The sequence below is a fragment of the Paenibacillus sp. USDA918EY genome, assembly GCF_009870825.1.
Classification (GTDB): domain Bacteria; phylum Bacillota; class Bacilli; order Paenibacillales; family Paenibacillaceae; genus Paenibacillus_AQ; species Paenibacillus_AQ albilobatus.
Window position 1 is genome coordinate 572427 of sequence record NZ_WTWY01000001.1, and the last position, 11581, is coordinate 584007.

8 protein-coding genes are annotated in these 11581 nt (G+C 50.7%); 6 read left to right on the plus strand and 2 right to left on the minus strand.

What is annotated here, in order from left to right; genetic code table 11:
* The first annotated feature begins 59 nt into the window (after positions 1–59).
* From GQY55_RS02680 to GQY55_RS02690, 3 genes are all read left to right on the plus strand, one after another.
* On the plus strand, positions 60–620 hold the full coding sequence (locus tag GQY55_RS02680) for a dihydrofolate reductase family protein (protein ID WP_160037861.1): 561 nt from the start codon (positions 60–62) through the stop codon (positions 618–620).
* Between the two features lie 326 nt (positions 621–946).
* The gene (locus GQY55_RS02685) at positions 947–3280 is read left to right on the plus strand and encodes a glycoside hydrolase family 95 protein (protein ID WP_160037863.1); all 2334 of its coding nucleotides are present in this window, start codon (positions 947–949) and stop codon (positions 3278–3280) included.
* Between the two features lie 493 nt (positions 3281–3773).
* On the plus strand, positions 3774–5318 hold the full coding sequence (locus GQY55_RS02690) for a carboxylesterase/lipase family protein (RefSeq protein ID WP_160037865.1): 1545 nt from the start codon (positions 3774–3776) through the stop codon (positions 5316–5318).
* Positions 5319–5336: 18 nt separating this feature from the next.
* On the opposite strand, the gene GQY55_RS02695 is transcribed toward GQY55_RS02690, so the two are convergent.
* Entirely contained in the window at positions 5337–6101 is a 765-nt protein-coding gene (locus GQY55_RS02695) for a helix-turn-helix transcriptional regulator (RefSeq protein ID WP_160037867.1), read from the minus strand.
* A gap of 499 nt (positions 6102–6600) precedes the next feature.
* Here GQY55_RS02695 and GQY55_RS02700 point away from each other — a divergent pair, with 499 nt between their 5' ends.
* Positions 6601–7974, plus strand: coding sequence for an ABC transporter substrate-binding protein (locus GQY55_RS02700; protein WP_160037869.1), 1374 nt, complete (start codon positions 6601–6603; stop codon positions 7972–7974).
* A 50-nt stretch (positions 7975–8024) separates the two neighbouring features.
* On the opposite strand, the gene GQY55_RS02705 is transcribed toward GQY55_RS02700, so the two are convergent.
* On the minus strand, positions 8025–8831 hold the full coding sequence (locus GQY55_RS02705) for a helix-turn-helix transcriptional regulator (RefSeq protein WP_201452070.1): 807 nt from the start codon (positions 8829–8831) through the stop codon (positions 8025–8027).
* Between the two features lie 96 nt (positions 8832–8927).
* Here GQY55_RS02705 and GQY55_RS02710 point away from each other — a divergent pair, with 96 nt between their 5' ends.
* Both GQY55_RS02710 and GQY55_RS02715 read left to right on the plus strand, forming a co-directional pair.
* Positions 8928–9752 carry a sugar phosphate isomerase/epimerase family protein gene (locus GQY55_RS02710; RefSeq protein WP_160037871.1) on the plus strand — a complete coding sequence of 275 codons (825 nt, stop codon included), beginning with the start codon at positions 8928–8930 and terminating at the stop codon, positions 9750–9752.
* A 130-nt stretch (positions 9753–9882) separates the two neighbouring features.
* Positions 9883–11550, plus strand: coding sequence for a carbohydrate-binding protein (locus GQY55_RS02715; RefSeq protein ID WP_160037873.1), 1668 nt, complete (start codon positions 9883–9885; stop codon positions 11548–11550).
* The last annotated feature ends 31 nt before the right edge of the window (positions 11551–11581 follow it).

An 11581-nucleotide genomic window follows, 5' to 3' on the forward strand; every position in this document is an offset into this window, starting at 1 on the left:
TGAACCCCAGTCAATGTTGATATAATGGATTCATCATACTCTTGGAGGTGGATTTTGATATGGGCGAGATTGTTCTAACCATGCAGGTGTCGTTGGACGGGATTGTCTCGGATGAGCACAAATGGATGACTTTGAGTGAGGAGATTTTCGAAGATTATCTGGAATATTACAAGACGGTCGATACGATCATCGTCGGTAGAAACACATATGCTTCTCTCGCCGATTATTGGCAGCAGGCGGAGAACTCTTCCAAAAATTCGTTGGAACGGGCTATCGCCCAAAAAATGAATGACATTCCTAAAGTCGTGATCTCGCGTTCCGATGTGGAATTAAACTGGAGAAACTCGGAGTTATGGCTGGTCCATGACAATCAGGCATTCGCTGAAAAACTTGAAGTCCGGAAAAAAGAGGCGGGACGGATATCGGTTGAAAGCGGGGTTAGGACATGGAAATCCTTTATCGAACACGACCTTTACGACGATTTATGGTTGCTTGTCCATCCCGTCATCGCAGCCGCGGGTGAACGTTTATTCGCATTGGCCGGACAACAGCAACCCCTCCAATTAGCCGACGCTAAAACCTATTCGAACGGTGTCGTTGGGTTGCATTACAAAAAATAATCGACCCTAAAAAGAAGGACGATGGAATCATTCGCCCTTCTTTTTTAATGGAATAAACAATCTTCCCATAAGGTTTGAAGTGGAAGGCCTCGTGTTGCTTTGGCTCATCATGTTGTTGAGGCATCATTCGCCCCAAGAATCTTTTTTGTTAGAATTCAAGTCGAAAACGGGCAATAGAATCAAAAAATGCTTATTGTACCGAAAAGAGAGAGGGCTGATAATGAGGGAAAAGCGGATGGACGACGAATAAGGCGATGGACTTTTCCGAAACGGGACGCGAAAGACGGGGAATGAACACTATTTTAATTAACGGGGAGTGTATCCCGATGGGGGAACAACCAAAAACAAAGAGCCAGCTCCTGTTATTCGAGGAGCCGGCGAATAAATGGGATGAAGCGTTGCCGATCGGCAACGGCCGGCTGGGTGCAATGGTATACGGTCAGCCGGGCCGGGAGCAGCTGCAGCTGAACGAGGACTCCGTATGGTACGGCGGACCGCGGGATCGAAACAACCCCGACGCCAAAGAGAACCTGCCGGAGATCCGCAGGCTTATATTTGAAGGGAAATTAGCGGAAGCAGAGCGGCTTGCCCGGCTTTCCCTGTCCGGCCTGCCCGAAACGCAGCGGCACTATCTTCCGCTCGGCCGCTTGATGCTTGACATTCTACTTCCAAGCGGGAAGCTGGAGAAGTATACTCGCACGCTGGATTTGAACAGCGGCACCGCCGCCGTTTCTTTCACGCAAGGTGGCGTTGCGTTCAAGCGGGAACTGTTCGCCAGCCACCCCGATCAGGTGATCGTCGTGCGGATGACAGCCGACAGGCCGGGTAAAGTCGGCTTTAGTGCACGCTTGGAACGAGGCCAATGGCGTTACGCCGACAGGACCGGCAGATGTGGAGACGACGCGATCTGGATGGGCGGAAGCTGCGGCGGCGAAGGCGGCAGCCTGTTCGGCACGGTGTTGAAGGCGGCAGCGGAAGGCGGAGCGGTTAAAGCCATCGGCGAGCATCTCCTTGTGGAGAGCGCAGACAGCGTGACGCTTGTATTGGCGGCCGCAACCACGTTTAGGTCCTCCGATCCGATCGGTGACGCCTTAAAAAGGGCGGAAGCCGCCATACATGCCGGTTATGCCAATTTGCTCCAACGTCATACAGACGATTATCGCGCATTGTTTAGCCGGGTATCGCTTTCGCTAGGTCCATTCGACGCTGAACTTGAATCCATGAGCCTGCCGGACCGCATGGAACGCATGCGCCGCGGCGGAGCGGATCTGGGAATGTTTGCGCTGTACTTTCAATACGGACGGTATCTGCTGATTGCGAGCAGCCGTCCCGGGTCACTGCCCGCCAATCTTCAGGGGATTTGGAATGAGCATTTCCTCCCGCCGTGGGACAGCAAATATACGATCAACATCAACGCCCAAATGAATTATTGGCCGGCGGAATTATGCGGCCTTTCCGAGTGCCATGAGCCGCTGTTCGATTTGTTGGAACGGATGCGTGAGACGGGCCGTCACACGGCGAGCGTCATGTACGGCTGCAGAGGCTTTACGGCTCATCATAATACGGACATCTGGGCGGATACCGCTCCTCAGGATTCCTACCTTCCCGCTTCTTACTGGCCGATGGGCGCCGCGTGGCTTTCGCTCCATTTATGGGAGCGTTACCGCTTTACAATGGACGTGGAGTTTCTGAAACAGGCGTATCCCACGCTGCGCGAAGCAGCGCAGTTTCTTGTTGATTATGTGACTGAAACTCCAGGGGGCGAGATGGTGACCTGCCCGTCGGTATCCCCGGAGAATACCTACATTCTTCAAAACGGAGAATCGGGCGTTTTATGCGCGGGACCTTCCATGGACACCCAAATCATCCGCGAATTGTTTGCAGCCGTTCTTGAAACGGAGGCGATACTTGGAATTACCGGGAATGAAGCCGCCGGAGGGGAGCTGCGGCGGGTGATGGCCAAACTGCCGCAGCCAAAGATCGGAAGGTACGGCCAACTGCAGGAATGGTACGAGGATGTTGAGGAAGCCGAGCCGGGCCACCGCCATATTTCGCATTTGTTTGCCCTGTATCCCGGCAGCCAAATCACGCCGGAAGGAACGCCGGAACTGGCCATGGCGGCCAGAAACACGCTGGAACGGCGGCTGGCAAACGGCGGCGGCCATACGGGGTGGAGCCGGGCGTGGATCATTAATTTCTGGGCGAGGCTCAGGGACGCGGAAGCGGCGGAAAATCATCTCGCGGCGCTTTTGAAGCACTCCACCCTGCCAAACTTCCTGGATAACCACCCGCCGTTCCAGATTGACGGAAACTTCGGCGGGACGGCTGCGGTAGCCGAGATGCTGCTGCAGAGCCATGCAGGCCGGCTTGATTTGCTCCCGGCTCTTCCGTCCTCATGGTCGGAGGGGATCGTTAAGGGGCTCCGTGCCAGAGGAGGCTTTACCGTCGACATGGAGTGGAAGGAAGGGGAGCTGACGCAAGCGACCGTTGTATCCACCGCCGGAGGGCCATGTATTCTTCGTACACGGCGGCCCGTTGCGGTGAAAAAGGATGGAAAAATGATGCCTCACGAGGAAACCGATGATGGCTGTATCTGTTTTTACACGGAATCGGGAGCAGCCTATAGGATCGAAACGGAGAATTTTCTCCCATCAATGTAACAAAGTATAGGGAAATTCCCGAGATCGATCATCCAACCGTACTTCTTCGAGCGTGATGAAAGGACGATGCTGCGCCACCGACAACTTTCCGACGAAGGGATTTGTCTACCGAGGCGTTCATAATGTATGAAACCGATCTGTGACGGGGCGTAGCACAATGAGAAGGAAGCCGATCCTCTTGAAGGATGGGCTTCCTTTGATTACGGGGACTGCACTGAAAATACCCGTCTCACAATATATCAATTGGATGTTCGTATATATCATTGTTTAAGTCAGAATGGTCATTTACAATTTTTTTAATTTCGTGAATGACGAAGAAATGAACTTTCGTCATTGAATATCCGGGGGTGATCGCCCAGGGTTCCATTGCATCCCTATGAAAACGCTTGCTTTGATTTGTCCAAGTTCGGAGTTCCACTGAATCAAAACGAAAATGCATGGGATTCACGGAGCGAAATGCCGGGAATCCGCATCACGAAGGGAGACGTTAACCATGCTTCGAATCGTAGAAGTTGAAAACGGATTGGTCCAAGGGCTGCCGGCAGCCGACCCCCGCATCACAAGCTTCAAGGGGATCCCGTTCGCCGCTCCACCGGTAGGCGACAACCGGTGGCGTGCCCCGCAGCCCGCCAAGGATTGGGAAGGCGTGCTTAAGGCGTATGAATTCGCGCCGATCTCGATGCAGGTGAGGCAGGAGATCGACGAAAACAATATCTATACCCGGGAGTGGGCCGTGGAACCGGATATCGCCATGGACGAGGATTGCCTCTACCTGAACGTATGGACGCCGGCCAAACACACCGATGAAAAATTGCCTGTCTATGTATGGTATTTTGGCGGGGGGCTTCAGGTCGGCCATACGGCTGAAATGGAGTTCGACGGCGAACGCATCGCCAGGAGAGGGATCGTGGTCGTCACGATCAACTACCGCCTCAATGTGTTCGGATTTTTATGCCATCCCGAAATTACGGCGGAAGCGCCCGAAGCGCCGGCTAACTTCGGCAATCTGGATCAGCAGGCGGCCACAAGATGGGTCAAACGCAATATCGCGGCTTTCGGCGGCGACCCGGACAACATCACGATCGGCGGTCAGTCCGCCGGCGGCGGCAGCGTGATGACCCAGCTGACTTCGCCCCAGAATGAGGGGCTTTTTCAGAAGGCGATTATTCAAAGCGGGATATATACGAAGCTTTACCCGGGAACTCGCATGCCTCCGCTTCGAAGTCGTTTGGCCGAAGCAGAACAGGACGGCGTGAAGTTTTTTGAATATCTCGGCGTATCTTCGCTTGCGGAAGCCCGGCGGCTGGATGCAGTGACTCTCCGCGACAAGGCTGTGCAGTACAAGGGATTCTGGGGCACCGTCGCAGATCAGGTGTTCAGCGTAGGCAACCCGTTCGAATTGTTTCTTGAAAACAAGCGCTGGAAGGTGCCGGTCATGTTTGGCCACACGTCCTCCGAGTTTTTCAGCGTTCCGGACGTCGATACGCCTGAAGCCTTCAAGAAGCTGGCTGTTGACATGTTCGGTGAAGATGCAGATGTGTTCCTGGGGCTATGTGATGCCCAGTCGGCCGACATGGATGAGATCAAGAAGAAGGCCTCGGTGAGCGGCATCGAATATGCCATCCGCATAGCCGCGCAGGCCAATGCCGATACCGGCTTCGGAACCCCTTTGTATTATTACAATTTTGATGCCGAGATCCCTGGCTGGGATCATCCGGGTACCTTCCACTCGGTGGATCTCTGGTTTTTCTTTGAAACGCTGGCTAAATGCTGGAGGCCGTTTGTCGGCAAACATTACGATTTGGCCCGCCAGATGTGCAATTATTGGGCCAACTTCATCCGTACCGGAGACCCGAACGGGCTGGATTCAACCGGAGAGAAGCTGCCGCGATGGGAACCATATACCCCCGAAGCTCCGTATGGAATGCTTTTTGCCGATCGGGCCGAATTTTCCCGAGAACAGCCGAGCGAGATCATGAAGTTTCTGGTACGCCAATATTTCAAGAAAAACAGGCCCGCCTTGCAACCGAAAGTTTAGATGAGGTGTATCCGAATCTCAACCTTTTGTTTGCTCTTGGAATTTTCTTGGCGTATAACCTGTCATCTGTTTGAACTGCCTGCAAAAATGCTCCACATTTTGATATCCGCAGCGGAAAGCGACTTCAGCAACGCTTTGGGTGCTATGTATTAAATATTCTTTGGCCAACCGGATCCGGCTGTTGATGACGTCTTCCATGCAGGAGACTCCAAAGGTTTTTTTGTAGATGCTTTGCAGATAGCCCGGACTGATTCCGAGATCATCCGCCATTTTCGAAACCGTCCAGGTATCGCCCGGATCGTTCTGAATGGCGGTTCGAAGTTTCAATAAGTTATAGTACTGAGGCGTAATGCGTTCATGAAAATAAGATTCCAACAGCTTGTTGAACAGCGTCCGGAGCAAACAGTCGATGGAAGAAGCCCTGTAATCCCGATTAAAGCTGTGTTCGATGGTTAACAGTTCAAACAGCTTGCGGCAGTAGTCCGGATCATCCAAGGAAAACGGGATTCCGAACGGCAGCGGCGATTCCGTAATGTAGGGTTCATTGGATTCGAAGCGGATCCAGTCATTGACGAATTGATCGGCGCATGCTCGATAATAAACTTTCTGTTTCGGGCGATAGAGGACAACGCTATGCTTAGGGTATTCCTTAAGATCTCCATTGACCCAGAATTGCGCCGGAGTTTTGGTGACGACAAGGAGCCAGTGATGGCCCACGGGAACATCGATAACAAAATTGCTCGGGTGCGTCGTGTTGCACTCAACAAAATGAATACGGGCCAATCCTTATCCCTCCCTGGAAGTATGTCTCTACTATACCATAGCGAGGGAAACATGAACGATAGAGAAGCGGGCGGCTCTAAAACCCCAGGTGTACAGAAAACAGCATCAGCCGGGAGATTGACAGTGAGATGTTGCTATCATTTCTTACAGGCCATCTTTCGATGGAATCACATCTGATCAGGGAGCCTTTCCTATTTGGATAGGTTTTTTTGAGCATTTTCCTGTTAAAGTCGGCGAAGTTCAGGCAGGTCGCAAATGCGGGAATCGGAAATAGAATTGTATTTTTGATACCCCAAATGATGTTTAAAACTTACAAATGCCATTTAGATTATCCATGGTTGTTTTCCGGAAATCCATTTAACATGATCCATGTGCTTGCTGTTTCATCGGGAACCACCGGCTTCGGAACCGATTCTATCGGTTATCATTCATGCGCATGCAAGCTCATTTTTGAAAGCGCTGTACTTTGAAGTGCAGCGTTATCCAAAGGGGGATATTTATGAGGAAGCGTAAGACGATGGTGCTGGTTTGGTGTTTGGTTTTGATCCTAATGGCCTCTTGCAGCAGCGGTTCAGAACGAGGCGCAACCAACCCGGATTCAAGCGGCGGGAATTCCGCCGAGGGAAGCACGGATGCACCCGCGAAGCCGGATGAAAAAGAAGCGGGTGGTACGACGGAAATGGACTTCGATATGGGCGGCCGGACGATCAAATGGGTGTCATGGTACGACGAATCGATCAAGGAAGATAATCCGGACAGTATCAAGAAGAAGCAGAACCTGGACGAACTCATGAAAAAGCATAATTTTAAAATGGAATACGTCATAATCGACTATGCGGAGTACGTGAATAAAGTGACGTCATCCCTGTTGGCGGGAGAACCGATCGGCGATATCATCCGGTTGGCAAGACCTTGGATGATTCCGACGCTCGTGAAGCAGGATTTATTTTCCCCGGTGGATGAATACACGAAAAATCAGAACGTGTTTATTCAGCAGTACACGAACGATTATTCGCAGTTTGAGGGCAGGGGCTACGGGTTCAGGGCTGGCATCAACGGCGCTTCGTCGGGTATTTTTTATAACCGGACCTTGATGGGGAAACTCGGCCTCAAGCCGCTGCAGGAATACGTGAACGAAGACAACTGGAATTGGGAGACGTTCATCCAAGTTGCCAAAGAGGCGAACAAAGATACCAACAATGACGGGAAGCTGGACATATGGGGGCTCGCTTCCGCTTCGATTTTAGTCCAGGCTTTGGCGGCCAACGACGCAAATATCGTTTCGGAGGGTAAACAAAATCTGGAAGATCCCAAAACAAAAGAAACCTTAAGCTTCATATCCCGCCTCGCAACGGAACACATCGCCAGGCCAACGGAAGGGGGCGATTGGACCGAACCCGGCCAATTTTTCCGTCAAGGGAACACGTTGATGTATGCCGGAAGCGATTATGAGATGGATGGGTTTAAAAAGGATATGCCCGACTTGGATATAGGTTTTCTGCCTTTTCCTAAAGGGCCCAGCGCTACCGAATATCACTCCCATCTTACAATACCCAATTACTTGACAATCCCGAAGGCGGTCGAACATCCCGAGCAATTGGTTTACATCTATGAAAAAATCAACGATATCGAGTCCATCTACGACTACCCGAAACAGTCAACGCTCGAAACGTTGTTCAAAAACGAAGACGATATCCATAATGCCAAAATGGCAGGGGAAATCATCAACGTCGTCGACGGCAAAGACGGGTATCCTTCCATGCCTTATTATGAGTTTCTCGGAGAGATCCTCGAAGGAAATTCCGTTTCCACGGTCATTGGGAAATATAAAGAACCGTTCCAGGCTTCGATTGATGAAGTTTGGAAAAAGTAGCGGTTAAGCATACCGTCTCCACATAAGAAAATAACTGAGGCGGGGACTCCTCATTCGAGGAGGTGCTTCAGCCCCGCCTGCTTCCTGGCAGCGGATGGGGGATAACCCTTCATTTCCTTGAACAACTTGCTGAAATAATAAATATCGTCAATTCCGCACATCTCCGCCGCGTTTTTCACCGTAAAATCGCCGGATGACAGCATCATGTCGGCATTGTTGATGCGAATGCGTTTGACATACTCCTTAATCGTCGTACCGGTACTCTGCTTAAATAACCTGCCCAAATATACGGGATGCAGTTGCAGCCATTCCGCCAATTCGGCGATCGAGAGATTTTCCGAGTAATGCTCTGCAATGTATTCGGTTAATTTCTTGATCCGCGGGTCGATCGGCATGGGAGCTTTTCGGTAATAGTTGCTGAGCAGACGGTGGAGGATGAGTTCGAACAAGGCGCGTGCTTGAATATGGTAAAACGGTTGCTTGCTCATCCATACATGGTTGAATTCGCGAATATACCCCAGAATCTCCTTGGTGATCACTTTTTTCGTGACGCCTTTAAACGGGAGATGAATATGATTATGCGGTTCGGCCCAAAAAAAGTTGAACGGATACGAATGCATGGGAAACTCCTTGAACGTATGCGCTTCCCTGACGCTTCCTTCCGGGACGTAAACAAGGTCGCCTGCTTCGGCAGTGAATTTCTCTCCATTAATATAGTAATCCGCCTTGCCGTCCACAACAAACGTTAGATCGTGAAAATCGATTTTCGCTTTTTGGATCGTCCACTCGGGAAAACATCTGCGGTCAATGAATAGAAAAATATTCGGAACAAGATGGGGATGATGTTCAATTTCCAAGGACACCGCCTCCTATAAGCTAATCATAGATTTTGCTCCAGAAATTTCAAGAGAAAAAAGCACTTCATTCCGTTCATCAATGAAAGGGGTTTTGTCATGATTACATTAACTGGATTCGCGGATGAGATTTCCGCGGATTTGGAAGAACAGCTGGACGTACTTGAATCGGAAGATATTCGTTATCTGGAGCTGCGAGGGGTCTGGGGAAAAAACGTATTGAGCTTAACCGAAGAGGAAACGGCAAAGATTAAAGAACGACTGACCCGGCGGGGATTCGGCGTTTCCTCGATCGGCTCTCCCTTAGGAAAAATAAAAATCACCGACGATTTTGATTCCCATTTTTCCGATGCCGAGCATGCCATACGGTTGGCGGCGTTTTTTCAAGCCAAGTTTGTCCGCATCTTTTCCTTTTATATTCCGGACGGAGAACATGATAGATTCCGAGAGGAAGTATTCAGTCGCTTGAAACGGCTCGTTCAGCTGGCGAATGATGCCGGAATCGTTCTGCTCCATGAGAATGAAAGCCATATTTACGGCGATACGGGGGAGCGCTGCCGGGACATCTTGGAGGCGGTTTCATCGCCCGGCTTGAGAGCCGCCTTCGATCCCGCGAATTTCGTGCAATGCAAGGTAAAACCCGTGTCCGAGGCCTACCCGCTGCTCGCCGAATATATCTCGTATATTCATATCAAGGATGCACTTATGGACAATGGTACGGTTGTTCCTGCCGGCGAGGGAGACGGTCAGATGCATTTGCTTCTCCAAGAACTGAAGCGGACGGGATATTCCGGATTCATGTCTTTGGAACCGCATCTGCAGGCAACCGGAAGATATGCGGGGTTTAGCAAACCCGAACTGTTCGTGGTAGCTGCCAAAGCCATCAAACGGCTGCTGGCTGAACAAGAAATGAAGTGGAACTAAAACGTCGCATGAATATCATAGACGAACGTATCCGTCAAGGGACGGGTTGGTCATCAGTCTTCCCATGAAATCATGTTTATCGCAGTGCTCGTCTTAGCAAGAGGACTATATATAAGGAGATGATAACAAGATGTCACGATTTAAGAAACCCGTTTGTGCATTGCTGGCATGCTTTACGATGTTGTCACTTATATTTAGCGTTGCGGTGTCGGTACCTAATCAAGCTTTGGCGGCGAGCGATGTAACGATCAATTTGTCGGCCGAGAAACAAGTGATCCGCGGGTTTGGAGGTATAAACCACCCGGTATGGATCGGAGATTTGACGGCAGATCAACGAGAAACCGCATTTGGCAACGGGGACAACCAGTTGGGCTTTTCCATTTTAAGAATTCATGTGGATGAAGATCGAACGCAGTGGAGCAAGGAAGTCGAAACGGCCAAAAGCGCGATCGCGCGCGGAGCCATCGTCTTTGCTTCGCCATGGAATCCCCCGAGCGATATGACCGAGACCTTCAATCGTAATGGAGACACGTCGGCCAAACGGCTCAGATACGATAAATACGCTGCGTATGCGCAGTATCTCAACGATTTTGTTATGTATATGAAGAATAACGGCGTGGATTTGTATGCGATATCGGTCCAAAACGAACCTGACTATGCGCATACCTGGACGTGGTGGACGCCAGCAGAAATGCTTCGCTTTATGAAAGAAAATGCGGGATCCATCCAATGCTGGGTGATCGCTCCCGAGTCATTTTCTTACCTGAAAAACATGTCGGACCCGATTCTGAATGATCCGCAGGCTCTTGCCAACATGGATATTCTGGGCGCTCATCTTTACGGAACTCCGTTCGACAACTTTTCTTATCCTCTATTCAAAGAAAAAGGAGCGGGGAAAGATCTCTGGATGACGGAAGTTTATTACCCCAATAGCGATAATCAATCGGCGGATCGTTGGCCTGAGGCGCTGAATGTTTCCTATCATATTCACAAGGCGATGGCGAAGGGGGATTTTCAGGCTTACGTATGGTGGTATATCCGCAGGCAGTACGGTCCGATCAAGGAGGATGGGACGATAAGCAAGCGAGGTTACAATATGGCTCATTTCTCCAAATTTGTTCGTCCTGGTTACGTGAGGATCGATGCAACGGAGAATCCGGATACCGACGTATATACATCCGCGTATAAAGGCGACAACAAGGTTGTGGTCGTGGCGATCAACAGGGGAACTTCGGCCAAAAGCCAACATTTCGTACTGCAAAACGGAACGGCATCCAAGGTATCTTCATGGGTGACGGACGCCGGACGCAATATGGCCCCCGGATCCATCAATACGTCCGGAAGTTCTTTTGCGGCACAGCTCCCAGCCCAAAGTGTTACAACGTTCGTTGTAGACTTGGGCAGCAACGGTACAACTTACGAGGCAGAGACGGGCACGGCATTGACCGATGCGGTCGTTGAAACCGTCTATCCCGGATATAACGGTACAGGATATGTTAACTTTAATGCTTCATCCGGCGCAGCCGTTCAGTGGAACGGTATTTATTGCGCGGTGGCCGGAACCAAAAACGTGAATTTTCGTTACGCGCTGGAAACCGGTTCAAGAAAACTGGATGTTTACGTCAATGGGACAAAAGCGATCGGCAATGCCGAGTTTACAGCGACCGGCAGCTGGTCCGCCTGGGGAAATAAAACGATTCAAGTATCCATGGACAGCGGAATCAACACGTTAAAAGTCGTTACAACCGGGACGGAAGGGCCGAATATGGACAGCATTACCGTTTCGCCAGGTTCGTAACGCAGCAGGCAGCGGGTATCAGTATTTAATA

What these genes read in the sequence shown, in the direction of transcription:
- GQY55_RS02680 (WP_160037861.1), top strand. Translation starts at nt 60, where the DNA reads ATGGGCGAGATTGTTCTAACCATGCAGGTGTCGTTGGACGGGATTGTC.
- GQY55_RS02685 (WP_160037863.1), top strand. Translation starts at nt 947, where the DNA reads ATGGGGGAACAACCAAAAACAAAGAGCCAGCTCCTGTTATTCGAGGAG.
- GQY55_RS02690 (WP_160037865.1), top strand. Translation starts at nt 3,774, where the DNA reads ATGCTTCGAATCGTAGAAGTTGAAAACGGATTGGTCCAAGGGCTGCCG.
- GQY55_RS02700 (WP_160037869.1), top strand. Translation starts at nt 6,601, where the DNA reads ATGAGGAAGCGTAAGACGATGGTGCTGGTTTGGTGTTTGGTTTTGATC.
- GQY55_RS02710 (WP_160037871.1), top strand. Translation starts at nt 8,928, where the DNA reads ATGATTACATTAACTGGATTCGCGGATGAGATTTCCGCGGATTTGGAA.
- GQY55_RS02715 (WP_160037873.1), top strand. Translation starts at nt 9,883, where the DNA reads ATGTCACGATTTAAGAAACCCGTTTGTGCATTGCTGGCATGCTTTACG.